This window comes from Rhodococcus sp. W8901, assembly GCF_013348805.1.
Taxonomy (GTDB): domain Bacteria; phylum Actinomycetota; class Actinomycetes; order Mycobacteriales; family Mycobacteriaceae; genus Prescottella.
The window spans coordinates 844,319-858,844 of sequence record NZ_CP054690.1 but is presented as its reverse complement, the minus strand read 5'-3'; the positions used below and the strand labels follow the sequence as shown (position 1 = coordinate 858,844).

The 14,526-nt window shown below is 67.8% G+C and carries 15 protein-coding genes and 1 pseudogene; 3 read left to right on the top strand and 13 right to left on the bottom strand.

Annotated features, from left to right (window positions below; all coding sequences use genetic code 11):
* Window positions 1–14 precede the first annotated feature (14 nt).
* A complete protein-coding gene (locus HUN07_RS03970) occupies window positions 15–395 on the top strand; it encodes a CD225/dispanin family protein (RefSeq protein WP_114723648.1) in 381 nt (126 codons plus the stop codon).
* A 4-nt stretch (window positions 396–399) separates the two neighbouring features.
* Here HUN07_RS03970 and HUN07_RS03965 read toward each other — a convergent pair whose 3' ends face one another.
* The 7 genes and pseudogenes from HUN07_RS03965 to HUN07_RS03940 form a co-directional block, all read right to left on the bottom strand.
* Complete coding sequence (locus HUN07_RS03965; RefSeq protein WP_174908046.1) at window positions 400–1,863, bottom strand: MFS transporter; 1,464 nt, start codon at window positions 1,861–1,863, stop codon at window positions 400–402.
* The gene (locus tag HUN07_RS03960) at window positions 1,860–2,705 is read right to left on the bottom strand and encodes a mycofactocin-coupled SDR family oxidoreductase (protein WP_174908045.1); all 846 of its coding nucleotides are present in this window, start codon (window positions 2,703–2,705) and stop codon (window positions 1,860–1,862) included. Before HUN07_RS03960 ends, HUN07_RS03965 begins: the two co-directional genes overlap by 4 nt.
* A 166-nt stretch (window positions 2,706–2,871) precedes the next feature.
* Entirely contained in the window at window positions 2,872–3,204 is a 333-nt protein-coding gene (locus HUN07_RS03955) for a DUF202 domain-containing protein (RefSeq protein WP_254622791.1), read from the bottom strand.
* Window positions 3,204–3,569, bottom strand: coding sequence for a YidH family protein (locus HUN07_RS03950; RefSeq protein ID WP_114723652.1), 366 nt, complete (start codon window positions 3,567–3,569; stop codon window positions 3,204–3,206). Before HUN07_RS03950 ends, HUN07_RS03955 begins: the two co-directional genes overlap by 1 nt.
* A gap of 30 nt (window positions 3,570–3,599) precedes the next feature.
* Window positions 3,600–4,193, bottom strand: coding sequence for a DUF1214 domain-containing protein (locus HUN07_RS26800; protein WP_254622790.1), 594 nt, complete (start codon window positions 4,191–4,193; stop codon window positions 3,600–3,602).
* A 234-nt stretch (window positions 4,194–4,427) separates the two neighbouring features.
* Window positions 4,428–4,577, bottom strand: coding sequence for a hypothetical protein (locus tag HUN07_RS26795; protein ID WP_254622789.1), 150 nt, complete (start codon window positions 4,575–4,577; stop codon window positions 4,428–4,430).
* A 27-nt stretch (window positions 4,578–4,604) separates the two neighbouring features.
* Window positions 4,605–5,523, bottom strand: a pseudogene (locus HUN07_RS03940) (TauD/TfdA dioxygenase family protein).
* Window positions 5,524–6,004: 481 nt separating this feature from the next.
* On the opposite strand from HUN07_RS03940, the gene HUN07_RS03935 reads away from it, so the two are divergent.
* The gene (locus tag HUN07_RS03935) at window positions 6,005–6,541 is read left to right on the top strand and encodes an MFS transporter (RefSeq protein ID WP_254622788.1); all 537 of its coding nucleotides are present in this window, start codon (window positions 6,005–6,007) and stop codon (window positions 6,539–6,541) included.
* Here the strand turns inward: HUN07_RS03935 and HUN07_RS03930 are convergent.
* Window positions 6,484–7,116, bottom strand: a complete 633-nt coding sequence (locus tag HUN07_RS03930; RefSeq protein ID WP_254622787.1) for a TetR/AcrR family transcriptional regulator — start codon at window positions 7,114–7,116, stop codon at window positions 6,484–6,486. The two genes, HUN07_RS03935 and HUN07_RS03930, sit on opposite strands and share 58 nt — an antisense overlap.
* Before the next feature lie 179 nt (window positions 7,117–7,295).
* On the opposite strand from HUN07_RS03930, the gene HUN07_RS03925 reads away from it, so the two are divergent.
* Window positions 7,296–9,635 (top strand): arylsulfatase, encoded by a 2,340-nt coding sequence (locus HUN07_RS03925; RefSeq protein ID WP_174908043.1) that lies wholly within the window; start codon window positions 7,296–7,298, stop codon window positions 9,633–9,635.
* 68 nt (window positions 9,636–9,703) lie between these two features.
* Here HUN07_RS03925 and HUN07_RS03920 read toward each other — a convergent pair whose 3' ends face one another.
* The 5 genes from HUN07_RS03920 to HUN07_RS03900 are packed head-to-tail and all read right to left on the bottom strand — an operon-like array spanning window position 9,704 to window position 14,491.
* The gene (locus HUN07_RS03920) at window positions 9,704–10,873 is read right to left on the bottom strand and encodes a lipid-transfer protein (RefSeq protein ID WP_174908041.1); all 1,170 of its coding nucleotides are present in this window, start codon (window positions 10,871–10,873) and stop codon (window positions 9,704–9,706) included.
* On the bottom strand, window positions 10,870–11,292 hold the full coding sequence (locus tag HUN07_RS03915; RefSeq protein WP_114723657.1) for a MaoC family dehydratase: 423 nt from the start codon (window positions 11,290–11,292) through the stop codon (window positions 10,870–10,872). Before HUN07_RS03915 ends, HUN07_RS03920 begins: the two co-directional genes overlap by 4 nt.
* Window positions 11,293–12,288: a bifunctional MaoC family dehydratase N-terminal/OB-fold nucleic acid binding domain-containing protein gene (locus tag HUN07_RS03910; protein ID WP_174908039.1), complete on the bottom strand. Its 996-nt coding sequence runs from the start codon at window positions 12,286–12,288 to the stop codon at window positions 11,293–11,295. It lies immediately after the preceding gene.
* The gene (locus tag HUN07_RS03905; RefSeq protein ID WP_114723659.1) at window positions 12,285–13,433 is read right to left on the bottom strand and encodes an acyl-CoA dehydrogenase family protein; all 1,149 of its coding nucleotides are present in this window, start codon (window positions 13,431–13,433) and stop codon (window positions 12,285–12,287) included. Before HUN07_RS03905 ends, HUN07_RS03910 begins: the two co-directional genes overlap by 4 nt.
* On the bottom strand, window positions 13,418–14,491 hold the full coding sequence (locus HUN07_RS03900) for an acyl-CoA dehydrogenase family protein (protein ID WP_174908037.1): 1,074 nt from the start codon (window positions 14,489–14,491) through the stop codon (window positions 13,418–13,420). Before HUN07_RS03900 ends, HUN07_RS03905 begins: the two co-directional genes overlap by 16 nt.
* Window positions 14,492–14,526: the final 35 nt, after the last annotated feature.

Sequence of the window (14,526 nt, the reverse complement as noted above, 5' to 3'; positions counted from 1 at the left end):
TAGGGAGCGCTGTCATGACCGCATCCACGCCGGATCCCACTCCGCCCCCGCCGGAGCCGACTCCTCCCGTGCCGCCGGCCCCCGCACAGCCGCCCGCGCCGCCCCCGCCACCCCCGACCAATGCCGGCTGGGCCGTCGCGGCGCTCGTCGCGTTCTGGCCGCTCGCGTTCGCCGCGTTCAACAACGCGTTCGAGGTGTATCCGCGTTGGGCCCGGGGCGACTTCGCCGGAGCCCAGTACGCATCGGACCGCGTCCGCAAGCTCGGCCAACTCTCGCTGTGGATCCTCGCCGGAATCCTCGTGCTGATCGCCATCGCCTACATCGTGATGGCGGCGGTGTGGATCTCGCACGGCGGATACGACGACAACTGGCACCGCGGCCGGATGGACTGGTAGCCGCTCACCGCACCCGGACAGCGTCACCGTCCGAATCCACGACGACGCCAACCCGGGCGGTAGTGCGGTCGGTCCGGATCGGCACGCAGGTGACGACGAGCAGCGCCACCGCCGCCACCGCCGCCCCGAGCCAGAACAGCCGGTCCAACCCGATCTGAGCCGGAACCACGACGGCCCCCGCCATCACGGTCGACGCGGCGAGCACCGCCGCGCCCACCGCACTCGCGGCGGAGGTTCCGACGGCCCGAATCAGGCTGTTGACGCTGTTCGCCGACGCCGTCTGGTCGCGGGGCACCGCCGTCGTGATGAGCACCGGCATCGCCGCGAGCGCGAAAGCCACGCCCACCGACACGACGAAGGCACTGACGCCGATGACGATGACGCCGGTGCCGAACACACCACGTTCGACGAACCCGAGAGCGATGGCCCCGCCGCCGACGGCGAGCGTCACCCGGGCACCCCAACCGCGGATCATCGCCGCCGACACCGGGGCCAGGACGATCATCACCAGGCCGCCCGGCAGCATCACCAGCCCGGCCGTCGCCGCGCTCAGGCCGAGGCCGTGCCCGGTCGACGCGGGCACCTGCAGTTCCTGCGTGGAGGCATACGAACTGAGGAACATCGCGAATCCGAGCAGCAGCGCGCACATGTTGGCCACCAACACGGGGCGCAGCATCGACGTCCGGAGATCGACGAGCGGGTGGGACATCCTCAGCTCCAACGGAACCCATACCGCCATCCCGACGATGCCGCCGACGGCCAGGCCGACGATCGGCCAGCTCCCCCATCCCCACGTGCCGCCCTTGGAGATCGCGAGCAGCACCGCGGTCAATGCTGCGGTCAACAGCACCGCGCCCCGATAGTCGAACCGTCCGGACGCGCGGGTGGTCGACTCCGGGACCACGAACGGCAACAGTGCCGCCATCACCACCGCGAACCCTGCCGGAAGCCAGAACAGCGACTGCCAGCCGGCGTGCTCGTAGAGGACACCGGACAGCGGCATTCCGAGCACACTGCCGACGCCGATCGTCGCGCTCATCAACGCGACACCACTGCCGAGTCGTTCCGGCGGAAGCACGTCGCGCATCATGCTGATCCCGACCGGCAGCAACGCCATCGCGAAACCCTGCAGCCCACGCCCGGCGACCACCGTCGCGAAGCCCGGTCCCACGGCGGCGAGCACCGAGCCCGCCACCATCAGCCCGAGACACACCAGCATCATCGCGCGCTTACCGAACATGTCGGCCAGCCGACCGATCAGCGGCGTGCCGACGGCACCGGTCAGCAACGTGATCGTGACCAGCCACGACGCGCTGGTGGGCGGCACGCCGAGATCGACGGCGAACGCCGGCAGAACCGGCACCACCAGCGTCTGCAGGAGCGCGACCAGGATCCCGCTCAGGCTCAGGGCCGCGATGACGACCCCGCTCCGGGCAGTACTCGGAGCGGGTGTCGGTACCGCGATCACCCGGTGACGCGTGCTGCGTTACCGGCGTCGATCGGAAGGACGGTGCCGCTGATGTGCGCGCTGGCCTCGGCGGCGAAGAAGAGGACGGCCCGGGTGATCTCGAACGGGTCGAGCCACGGCACCGGCTGCGCGTGCAGACTCTGGAACACGGGCGCGACGTCGTCCATCGTCGGCTCTGCGAGGTCCGGTCGCATCATCGAGTAGAGCGCCTTGTTGTGGATCATCCCGGTCGAGATGTTGCCGGGTGCGATCGCATTGACGGTGATGCCGTTCTGCGCCAGATCGAGCGCGGCACTCTTCGTCATGCCGATGACGCCCCACTTGGAGGCCGCGTAGGCGGCCATGTTGGTGTTGCCCGCGCGTCCGAGCATCGACGAGATCGTCACGATCCGGCCGTAGCCGCGTTCGATCATGCCGGGCGAGACGGCGCCGAGGGTGTTGAAGACGCCGGTGAGATTGGAGTTGATGGCCTCGTTCCACTGGGCCGAGGTCATCGACTGGATCGGCGCCGCCACGGACACGCCTGCGTTGGCGACCGCGATGTCCACGCGGCCGAACTCGGACTCGGCGCGGGCGACGAGGGCGTCCATCGCGTCGCGGTCGGCGGTGTCCGCCTTGACCGAGATGACGCGGCGGCCGGTGGCCTCGACGAGGCGCACGGTCTCGGCCAGGTCCTCCTCGGTCCCGAGGGGGTAGAACACCGAATCGCTGTCCTCGCAGCGGTCGCAGATGACCACGTCGGCGCCGCGCTCGGCGAACGCCACGGCGTGCGAGCGCCCCTGTCCCCGGGCGGCGCCCGTGATCAGTGCGACTCGGCCTTCGAAGCCTTCGAACTCCTCCATTGCTGCTCTCCTCGAGATCGGGGACCGCGAATCACGCAAGTCCGAAACTATCCCTACCTGCTACCGCTGTGACGACGCGCACAGATCCCGGCCAGTGGGAGGCGCAGACGTCCCCGTCCACACAACCACCGGCCACCGCGTGTGACAGCGGGATGCGACGGGATCGTCACCGACCGACGACGAGGATCACGACCGCCGACGCCGCCGCAAGCACGACGACCGTGACCGCCAGCCCCGCCATCAGCGCGAACGGATAGACCGCCCGCTCGTCCCCGAACGCGGTACTCATGCGCTCGTAGCGGCGCCGAGCGGTCACCACCACCACCGACGACGACACGATGGCCCACGTTCCGACCACCTGGACGACGACGGAGGATCCGGGTACATAGCGCAGACAGAGGAACGCGACCGCCGCCAGGCTCGCCGCGGTGCGCACCCACGCGAGCGTTGTCCGTTCCGGCTGAAGTCCCGGATCCCGGTGTGCGGCGGCCGCGGACATCACCTGCTCACCAACACGACGAGCAGCGTGACACCGGCACCCGCGATCAACCCCACCAGGAGCGCCGCGAGGGCCGGCACCGGCAGGCTCCGGCCCATCCGCATCGCCGCCTCGACACCCATCCAGCGTAGGAACGCGAACACCACGAGCAGGATCGCGCCGACGAGCAGGCCCACCACCAGCACCGTGTGGACGTTCGGGCCGACGACGTCGGCTCCGAACGCCTCGAGACCGACTGCCGCCGCAATCAGTCCGAGCGCAGTGCGAACCCAGGCCAGGAACGTGCGTTCGTTGGCCAATGTGAACCGCGGATCGGGATCATCCCCGTCCCGGAACGCTCTCGGACGCCAGCCGCGCAGTGTCACGTGACGGTCCCTTCTCACTCACTCTGTGGTTCAACGAAAGTAGCGTTTCAGCACCGCTGCACGCCGCCGACCGAGTACCTCGCGGCGCTCCCCCACCCCGACACGCGCGGTCGTGGCGGGCAGTGCTGCGAGCACGTCGTCGAACATCACCTTACGCACCGTCGGCGCCGGCAGATCCTGGGTGGACGCGAGCCACCACCGGTACACGCAGCGGGTGAAGGTGTTACCCGCCGTGTCGAGCCAGTTCGCGACGCCGGGATCGCGATGCGCCACGACGGCCCTGAACACCCCGTCCTCGTCGAGCACGGCTTGATGGCCGTTGAGCGAGGTCTGCCGATACGTGTAGCCGAGAGACTGACCCCAGTAGTCCCCGACGTGGATGTTCCAGAAGTGGCAGTCCGGCGGCGTGACCTCGAGAATCAGGGCCTCGTCGGGACCGATCTCGAAAGATCCACCACCGTAAGCGATATGGCCGCCGTCTCTCGCATACGTCGAACTGACCGGAGGCTGTGTCCGCAGGACGTTGCGTTCGGCGTCGCGCAGGGTCCGCGGATCCATCGGCAGCCAGTTACCCTCGTGCGGCTGCGCGCTGATGACGACCTCGAAATCGCCGTTGTCCTGCAACGTGATTCCACCCGGGTTCGACGTCGCACCCAGCCCGGATCCGGTGGCCGCCTTGAACGCCGCCCGGTAGTCCTTCGGCCCGCCGTCGCCGGACTGCGCCTTCTCGTAGAGATCGTGGGTGTCGTACAGCGTCAGCCCGATGTACCGGACCCGGCCGCCGGTCCCGGTGAGCCGGTAGGTCCCCTCGGGGTCGAGGACGGCATGGCCGAAGAGACAGTCCGGCGACTCGGTCGCCTACCACTTCGTATTGTCCTGCAGGTGAACAACTTCCGGATACTCCGGATCCGCACTGAAGACGACCTGCTCGAGTCCTGCATTGAGAAGGTTGAGCAGGTAGCGGTAGCCGGCGGCCCAGCTCGTCGAGAGGTCGAACCATATCCACACTCCTGGCGTTCGTCGGAGGACTCGAGATCAGGCGGGAACATCTCCGAGAATGGCCACGCGTTCCATGACCCGGCGGTGCGGGAAGTAGTCGCTGGCCGCATAGTGCTGCGTTGCGCGGTTGTCCCAGAAGGCAATCGAGTTGGGCTGCCACTTGAATCGGCACTGGAAGTCGGGGACCTTGGCCTGGTCGAAGAGGTGCCGCAACAGCGCCTCACCCTCGGCCGGATCCATGTCCGGGATGTGCGTCGTGAACAGGCTGTTGACGAACAGGGTCCTGCGCCCGGTCTCGGGATGGATCCGCACGATCGGGTGTGCGACCGGCGGATACGCCTCCTTCATCTGTGCAAGTTTCTCGGGACCCATCGAGCGGCCGAAGGACGGCACGAAATCGTGAATCGCGACCCGGCCCTCGATCTTCGCCTTGACCTCGTCGGACAGGCAGTCGTACGCGTTGCCCCATGTCGGCCCACAGGGTGTCGCCGCCGGCGGGCGGGACCTCGAGCGCGCGCAGAACCGAACCGAGCGGGGGACGCTTCTGCCACGTCACGTCCACGTGCCAGATGTTCTCGGTGCCGGGGTTGCCCTCACCGCGCTCGAAATGAACCACCTCGGGGACCTCACCCTGCGGGAGAAGCGGGTGGATCTCGAGGTCGCCCCAGTGGCGAGCGAAGTCTCGGTGCTGCGCGCCCGTGATCTGCTGACCCCGGAAGAACACGACCTTCCACTCGAGCAGCGCGCGCCGCAAATCCTCGATGACGTCGATACTCGGATCGCGCAGATCCACGCCGCGAATCTCCGCGCCGATGTATGGCGTCACAGGCCGCAACTCGAATCGCTCATACGGTAATGACTCGAATCCATCTGCACACCTACGCATTCCGCGAGGTCCGAATTCGATCGAATGGCCACCGATCGCCACCGTGCGACTACTCGTCAGCGCCGTCATACAAGACTCCTGTTACTGAGGGTTCCCGCCCTGAACACACCACCGCCGACGTCCGCCGCCCGGTCGATCCGACGAGGGACATCCTCGGCAAACTATCAGTCAGTGACTTAACTCGTCAAGACACTGACTTAATTCTTGAAACTAGCTGCACAGGAACACTATTGAGTGGCCACTCGAACCCGTACCACGAAGGCGATCCTCCCGTTTCCACTGAGCGGGACCGCGATCACACGCGTCCCGACACTGTGACTAAGCCCCCCCCTGGGGCGCCCACCCGCCCGCCCCATTCCTCATTGAACGCGCCGCCGCCTGGCACTCTCACTCGACGACGAAACTATCTGCGCCCCAATATCACCGAGCGCATGCGTCGTCGATCTCTACCGACCCAAAGGACAACGATGGCGCTCGCTCTCACTTCAGTTCGAGGCAATGTTCCTCGAGCCCGAATGTCTCGATCGTCACGCTCACCGGGGCAACGCTCATGCCGCTCATCGGGAAGGCGTCGGACAAGATCGGCAAGAAGCGGGTGATCCTCGGCCTGGCCGGCGTCTTCGTGCTCGGCAGCGTTGTCTGTGCAACTGCAGACTCGTTTGCCGTCCTGCTCGCCGGTCGCGCACTGCAGGGAGTTCTCGTCGGGATCGTCGCGCTCTCGTACAGCCTCGTGCGCGACATCATGCCCCGCGACTTCGTCCCTGTCGCTCTGGGCATGGTGGCGACGGGTATCGGCATGTCCGCCGTCGCAGGACCGTTCATCGCCGGCTGGTTGATCGACGGGTTCGGTTTCCACGGGATCTTCTGGTTCATGGCGATCCACGCCGTCCTCTACGCGGACACGGCGCTCTCACGCGGCTTCCTGTACGCGGGAGCCGTCGGGCTCGTGGGCATCGCCGTCGCGCTCGTGATGAAGCACGGTCGCAAGCCTGCCACCGGTGGACTGGCGACCCCGGCCCCCGCCGGACTTCAGGCCGAGGCCGATTCCGGAGCCTCCAACGCCCCCACCGACATGTCGATCAGATGACGCACGGTCTCGTCGAAGTCGGTGTCCACGACCGGGTTCCCGCTGTTGCGCCGCTGCTCGAACACCGCGAGCGCCGACACAGCCATGTTGAGCATCAGATCGACACGAACGACCGCGACACGGCGCGGCAGGTGACCGAGTGCTCGCATCAGCCTGGTGGACACCTCGCGGCTGACCTCCGTGACGTCGGACAGTTCCGTGTTCGCGATGTCCACCGACGGGGATACGCGAGCGATGAACTGTGCGTAGTACGAATCGGTCCCGGAGGTCCGGAGATAGTCGGCGAGCGGCACGACGACGGCCTCGACGAGTCCACGCACGTCGTGCCCGAGTCCCTCCTCGTCCAGTTTCGCCAGGAAGGCCGCGCGACTGAGATTGATTTCCCGCATGCGCCTACGGAAGACCTCGAGAACGAGACCGTCCCGCCCGCCGAAGTGGTACTGCACGGCCGAGTTGTTCTTCTGGCCGGCAGCGGCGGCGACGTCGCGCATCGACACGCCGTCGATGCCACGCTCGGCGAACATCCGCTCGGCGACCTCGATCATCGCGCTCTTCGCATTTCCGGGATTCGACACGCCGCGAGACTAGTAAGTCGGCGCTTTAACGGTCAAGGCGTTGCGGGTACGCTCCCCCGCATCTCCGGCACGACGGAGAACCGCTGCTCAACCTGCTGCCCACACACTCGAGACGAAACCAGCTTCGCCGCAACGAAACCGAACGCGTTTCCCCGTTCCATCATCCAGAGAGGCGCACCATGAATCGGCATTCGATTCCTATCGTCCGCACCGACCCGCATATCTCCGCCGCGGTCGACTACCGCGATCAGCAGGAACCGTTCACACGTCCGCAACCGGTGCGCCCACCGGAGGGCGCACCCAACGTCCTGCTGATCATGCTCGACGACGTCGGTTTCGGTACCGCGTCGGCATTCGGCGGTCCGTGCCGCACGCCCACCGCCGATCGACTGGCCGCGGACGGCGTCAAGTACACCCGCTTCCACACCACGGCGCTGTGCTCGCCGACCCGCACGGCGACGCTCACCGGACGCAACCACCACAGCGTCGGCTTCGGCGTGATCGCCGAACAGGCCACGGCGGCACCGGGTTACAACGGGACCCGTCCGGCCTCGGCGGCGACGGTGGCGCGAATCCTGCAGGGCAACGGGTACGCGACCGGCGCGTTCGGCAAGATGCACCAGACGCCGACGTGGGAGATCAGTGAGGCGGGGCCGTTCGACCGATGGCCCACCCGTGAGGGTTTCGATCGCTTCTACGGCTTCCTCGGCGCCGAATCCGACCAGTTCTCCCCGGTTCTGTACCGCGACTTCACCGTCGTCGATCCGCCGTGCTCGCCCGAAGAGGGCTACCACATGTCGGAGGACCTGGTGGACCGCGCGATGGAGTGGATCGAGTCGGTCGGCACGATGGACCCGGACAAGCCGTGGTTCTGCTACCTGCCGTTCGGCGCGTGCCACGCCCCACTGCAGGTGCCGGACAGCTATCTCGACAAGTACCGCGGCGAGTTCGACCACGGCTGGGACCGCCAGCGGGAGATCACCCTCGAGCGGCAGAAGCAGCTCGGGGTGGTCGCGCCGGACACGGAGCTCGCCCCGTGGGCGCCGGACCTGCCGCACTGGGACGATCTGGACGCCGACCAGAAGAAGGTCTCGGCCCGGCTGATGGAGCTGTACGCGGCCTTCCTCGAGCACACCGACGACCAGGTCGGCCGGCTCGTCGACCGGCTGCAGGAGACGGGCGCACTCGACAACACCCTGGTGCTGTACATGCTCGGCGACAACGGCGCGTCCGCCGAGGGCGGCATGGAGGGCTCGTTCAACTACCTCGCCGGGCTCAACGGCTACAAGCAGACCACCGCCGAGGTGCTCGAGAAGTTCGACGAACTGGGCACCCCGACGAGCTACCCGCACTACCCGGCGTCGTGGGCGATGGCGCTCGACACCCCGTACCAGTGGACCAAGCAGGCCGCTTCCCACTACGGCGGCACCCGCAACGGGCTGATCGCGCACTGGCCCGAGGGGATCGCCGAGTCCGGCATCCGCGACCAGTGGCATCACTGCGTGGACATCACCCCGACGATCCTCGAGGCGGTGGGCGTGCCGGCGCCGGACACCGTCGACGGCGTGCCGCAGAAGCCCATGGAGGGTGTCGCGATGAACTACACGTTCGCCGACGCCGACGCCGAGGACCGGCACACCACGCAGTACTTCGAGATCTACGGCAACCGCGGCATCTACGACCACGGGTGGACGGCCGTGACGCTGCACCGGGCACCGTGGCTGATGGCGACGCACGGACTGCAGCTCCCTGCGTTCGACGAGGATCGATGGGAGCTGTATGACACCACCGTCGACTGGTCGCAGGCCCGCGACCTGGCGGCCGAGTACCCGGAGAAGCTCGAGGAACTCAAGCAGAAGTTCCTCGTCGAGGCGGCGCGCTACCAGGTGCTCCCCCTCGACGACCGCACCGTGACGAGGAACGCTGCACCCAAGGACCGCCCGCCGCATCCGCTGCGCGGACGGACGAGCATCACGTTGTACCCGCACATGAACGGCCTGCCGGAGAAGGCGGCACCGCCGTTCTTCAACCGCTCGTACAGGATCACGGCCACGCTCGAGACCGGCGGAAACCCGTGCGAGGGAACGCTGGCGAGCGTGGGCGGCCGGTTCGGCGGCCTGGCCCTCTACGTTCTCGATTCGAAGCCCGTGTTCTGCTACAACTTCAGCGGCGGCGGCCTGACGTTCGTGCGCGGCGAGGTACCCCTGACCGCCGAGAACCGCGAGGTGTCCGTCGCGTTCGAATACGACGGCGGTGGGATCGGGAAGGGCGGAACGGCAACGCTTTCCGTCGACGGTGTCGTCGTCGGTACCGGACGGATCGAGAAGACCACCCGCGCGATCTTCAGCATGAACGAGCAGCTCGACATCGGCATCAACCGCGGCAGCCCGGTGTGCGACGAGGTCGACGGCCGGTTCGAATTCAGCGGACGCCTCCACCACGTCCGCATCGACCTGCCCGGAGAGGGCCGACCGGAGACGGCGGAGGAACGGCGCCGAGTCGCCCTCGCGACCCACTAGGCGCTTCGCGCCCGTGCACTTTTCCGATAGCGCCGACTACCGGAAAAGCGCACGGGCGCCGCAGGCGCCTACGCCGTGAGCACGAGTCCCGAGGTGGGAACACCGGTGCCGGCGGTCACGAGCACGTTCTCGACGTCCGGAACCTGGTTCACCGAGGTGCCGCGGATCTGCCGCACGCCCTCCGCGATGCCGTTCATACCGTGGATGTACGCCTCACCCAGCTGGCCTCCGTGGGTGTTGATCGGCAGGCGCCCGCCCAGCTCGATCGCGCCGTCGGCGATGAAGTCCCGGGCCTCGCCGCGCCCGCAGAAGCCGAGTTCCTCGAGCTGCATCAGCACGTATGGCGTGAAGTGGTCGTACAGCACCGCGGTCTGCATGTCCGACGGCCGCAGCCCGGACTGCTCCCACAACTGGTCGGCGACCAGGCCCATCTCGGGCAGACCCGTCAGCCCGTCGCGGTAGTAGCTGGTCATGATGTACTGGTCCGGCCCACTGCCCTGTGCGGCCGCCGCGACGATCGCCGGCTTGTTCGGCAGGTCCTTCGCTCGCTCGGGCGACGTCACGACGATCGCGATGCCGCCGTCGGTCTCCTGGCAGCAGTCCAGCAGGTGCAGCGGCTCCGCGATGAACCGCGAGTTCTGATGGTCCTCGAGCGTGATCGGCTTGCCGTAGAAGAACGCGGCGGGGTTGACCGCCGCGTGCTTGCGGTCCGCGACCGCGATACGGCCGAAATCCTCACTGGTGGCGCCGTACACGTGCATGTACCGCTGCGCGACCATCGCGACGAACGACGCCGGCGTCCCCAGCCCGTGCGGGTACGAGAAGGCGTTGTCGGTGCCCGACGAGTTCACCTGCTGCACCAGGCCGGCGTTGACCTGCCCGAAGCGTGCGCCCGAGCGCTCGTTGAACGCGCGGTACGCCACCACGACGTCGGCGACACCGGTGGCGACGGCCATGGCCGCCTGCTGGATGGTGGCGCACGCCGCGCCGCCGCCGTAGTGGATGCGGCTGAAGAACTTCAGGTTCGGGATACCGACCGAACGGGCGACCGCCGCTTCGGTGTTGGTGTCCATCGTGAACGACGTCAGGCCGTCCACGTCGGACGGCTTCAGACCCGCGTCGTCGAGTGCGGCCTGCACCGCCTCCGCCGCGAGCCGGAGCTCGCTGCGGCCCGAGTCCTTGGAGAAGTCGGTGGCGCCGATGCCGACGATCGCGGCCTTCCCGGACAACCCGCTCATGCCCGTGCTCCATCCGAGTCGTCGTTCATCACCAGGGTGACCGTGGACGTGATGTGGTCGCCGAGGCTGTCCTTGCCGACCACCTTGACGGTGATCAGCCCGTCCTCGGCGGCCACCACCTCACCCGAGAGATTCAGCGTGTCGTACGCGTACCACGGCACCCCGAGTCGCAGCTTGATCGACGTGATCCGCGCCCGCGGACCGGCCCAGTCCGTGACGAAGCGCTGCACCAGGCCGGTGTCGGTGAGGATGTTGACGAAGATGTCCTTCGACCCGCGCTGCTGCGCCTTGTCCCGGTCGTGGTGGACGTCCTGGAAGTCCCTGGTGGCCAACGCCGTCGAGACGATGAACGTGGGATCACCATGGATCGAGAGACCCGGCAGCGTGTCGCCGACGGAGATGTCGAGTGCGCTGGTCATTTACGACTCCTTCACCGGACGCCACGCGTACAGCGTCCAGGGTTCGTTCCCGGTCTCGTCATCGCCCGGGAAGTCGAGGAACTGGGCCTGCACCGGCATGCCGACCGCGACCTCCGACGGGTCGACGTCGCGCAACTCACCGAGCATGCGCACGCCCTCGTCGAGTTCGACCAGGGCCACCACGAACGGCAGCGACCGACCGGGCACCTTGGGCGCGTGGTGGACGACGAAGCTGAACACGGTTCCGCGGCCGGACGCGACGACATAGTCGGTGGTCTCGGTCTTGTCCTTCCACAGCGCCGGCACCGGCGGATGCTGCAGACTGCCGTCGGGGCGCTGCTGGATCCTCAACTCGTGCGCGGCGACACCGTCCCAGAAGAACTGGGTGTCGCGCGACGGCGTGGGGCGCAGCATCCGCGAGGGATCGAGATCCTCGGGAACGGAAGATGATTCCGGCGCCTGCGGCGCCTTGGCGGGCGGCGCGAACTTGAGGATGCGGAAGAGCATCTCGGCGACGATCTCGTCGCCGACCTTCCAGAAGTTGCGGGTGGTGAAGAACCAGCCCTCGCCGAGCCCGGTCTTCTTGGGCCCGACCACGTCCTCGAGGTTCGACTCGATCGTCACCTCCTCGCCGGGACGGAGATAGCGGTGGTAGATCTGATCACAGTTGGTCGCGACCACCGACGTGAAACCGGCGTCGTCGAGGATCTGCGTCATCCGACCCAGCGGGTCGTCCTCCTCGCGCACCGCTCCGAGGCCGCGCATGGTCCATACCTGCGCCATCGCCGGAGGCGCGACGATTCCGTCGTAACCCGCTGCGACAGCCGCATTCTCGTCGACATAGATCGGGTTCTCGTCGCCGATCGCCTCGAGCCAGTTGCGGATCATCGGCATGTTCACCGGATCGCGCCCGGCGCGGGGCTTACTGGCACCCCCGGCGTTGACCTGCTCGGCCCCGGCCAGAATCTGTGCGGTCGAATCTGTCGTATCGGTCATCGCGGCACCCTCGGCAGTCCCAGACCGGCCACCGCGATCAACTCGCGCATGACCTCGTTGACACCGCCACCGAACGTGATGACGACATTGCGCTTGATCTGGACGTCCAGCCAGCGCATCAGCGCGGCGGTCTCGGGATCACCCGGGTCGCCGTGCGCGCCGACGATCTCGTCGGCGATCCGACCCACCCGCTGAATGCGCTCGGTGGCGAAGACCTTGGTGGCCGACGCGTCGGCGATGTCGACGTCACCGGTCGCGGCAGCGACCTGCCAGTTCAGCAGCTCGTTGAGGCGGTACGTCGCGTGGATCTCGCCGAGCCCACGTCGGACGTCCGGCAGCGACAACAGATCCCGCTTCGCGGCCCACTCGTACACCTTCTCGTACAGCCCGGCGACGCGGCCGGCCGGCCCGAGCATGACGCGCTCGTGATTGAGCTGGGTCGTGATGAGCTTCCAGCCCTTGTTCTCCTCGCCGACAAGCATGCTCGCCGGCACCCGGACGTCGGAGTAGTACGTGGCGTTGACGTGGTGCGCGCCGTCGGCGGTGATGATCGGCGTCCAGGTGAACCCGGGGTCCTTGGTGTCCACGATGAGGATCGAGATACCCCGGTGCCGCGATTCGGCGTCGCCGGTGCGGACCGCGAGCCAGATGTAGTCGGCGTCGTGGCCACCGGTCGTGAAGATCTTCTGCCCGTTGACGACATAGTCGTCGCCGTCGCGGACGGCGGTGGTGCGCAGGGCCGCAAGGTCGGTGCCGGCGTCGGGCTCCGAGTAGCCGATCGCGAAGTGCACCTCGCCGGCCAGGATCGCCGGCAGGAACTTGCGCTTCTGCTCCTCGGTGCCGTACGTCATCAGCGTCGGTCCGACGGTCTGCAACGTCACCGACGGCAACGGAACATCTGCTCGCACAGCCTCATTGACGAAGATCTGCTGCTCGATCTCACCGAAGCCGCGGCCGCCGAACTCCACGGGCCAGCCGACGCCCAGCCAGCCGTCCTTGCCCATGCGGCGGATCACGTCCCGGTAGGTGGGGCCGTGGCGTTCGGTGAGCATGATCTCGGCCTCGGCCGGCGAGATCAGTCCGGAGAAGTAGCGGCGCAGTTCCGCCTGCAGCTCACGCTGTTCGGGTGTCAGATCGATGAACACCGGGCCCCCACGAGGTCGAGTCGGTACGAGGCGCCGCCGACGAGACGGGCCAGATCCTTGGCAATGGAGAAGTAGCGGTGCATTGGATAGGTGACGTCGACGCCGAGCCCACCGTGCAGGTGGTGCAACGTGCGCATCGCGGCGGGCACCTCGGCCGCGATCCAGTACGCCATCACGTCGAGATCGTCCTCGGAGTCCAGGCCCTCGGACACCCGCCACGTGGACGCCAGCGCCGAGACGTGCAGCGTACGGGACGTGACGTACACATCGGCGATCTGCTGGGCCACCGCCTGGAACGCGGCGAGCGGCTTGCCGAACTGCTCGCGGGTGGTCAGGTGGTCGGCCGCCAGGCCGGTGGCGCCGGCGAGCAGTCCGTCGGCGTACGCGCCGAGGCTCGCGAGCGCGATCCGGTTGAGGCTCGCGACACCGTCGAGTCCGTCACCCAGGACGTCGGCGGACAGCACCCGCACCCCGTCGAGCCGGACCGAGAACTCCGGTCCGCCCGCGGAAGTCGCGCTCTTGGTGAGCGTGACGCCGGGAGCGTCCGGGGCCACCACGACAACGCCGGCGTCGGTGGGCACCAGGATCCGGTGTGCGATGTCCGCGAACGGCACCGCGACCTTGTGCCCGGTCACGACGACGTGGTCGCCGTCCGCGACCGCGATGGTGGACGGCTTCGCCGGGAACGCCGAACCCTGTTCCGCGACGGCCGCGGTGAGGATCCGTCCGCCCGCGATTCCGTCGAGCAGGGCGTCCTGCTGCTCGGTGGTCCCCAATGCGAGAACCGGGAGGAGGCCGAAGCCCAACGTGGCGAGCGCCGGAACCGGCGCCGCGCCGCGGCCGATCTCGGTGAGCATGGTCGCCACCTCGGCGACGCCCAACCCGTCACCGCCGAGCCGTTCCGGCACCGCGAGCGAAAGCAGGTCCGCCTTCGCGAGCGCCTGCCACAACTCGGCGTTGAAACCACCGGTGTCGGCGGGATCGGAGTGCTCGCGAGCCAACAGGCCCACGACTATCTCCGCCACCGTTTCCTGAGTCTGATCCTGAGAGAAGTCCACGCTGCCAATCCCGCCTGTGATCTAGAACGTGTTCC

Excerpts from the sequence above, each read along its gene's own strand:
- HUN07_RS03970 (WP_114723648.1), top strand. The coding sequence starts at position 15 with ATGACCGCATCCACGCCGGATCCCACTCCGCCCCCGCCGGAGCCGACT.
- HUN07_RS03960 (WP_174908045.1), bottom strand. The coding sequence starts at position 2,705 with ATGGAGGAGTTCGAAGGCTTCGAAGGCCGAGTCGCACTGATCACGGGC.
- HUN07_RS03955 (WP_254622791.1), bottom strand. The coding sequence starts at position 3,204 with ATGTCCGCGGCCGCCGCACACCGGGATCCGGGACTTCAGCCGGAACGG.
- HUN07_RS03935 (WP_254622788.1), top strand. The coding sequence starts at position 6,005 with ATGCCGCTCATCGGGAAGGCGTCGGACAAGATCGGCAAGAAGCGGGTG.
- HUN07_RS03925 (WP_174908043.1), top strand. The coding sequence starts at position 7,296 with ATGAATCGGCATTCGATTCCTATCGTCCGCACCGACCCGCATATCTCC.
- HUN07_RS03920 (WP_174908041.1), bottom strand. The coding sequence starts at position 10,873 with ATGAGCGGGTTGTCCGGGAAGGCCGCGATCGTCGGCATCGGCGCCACC.
- HUN07_RS03915 (WP_114723657.1), bottom strand. The coding sequence starts at position 11,292 with ATGACCAGCGCACTCGACATCTCCGTCGGCGACACGCTGCCGGGTCTC.
- HUN07_RS03910 (WP_174908039.1), bottom strand. The coding sequence starts at position 12,288 with ATGACCGATACGACAGATTCGACCGCACAGATTCTGGCCGGGGCCGAG.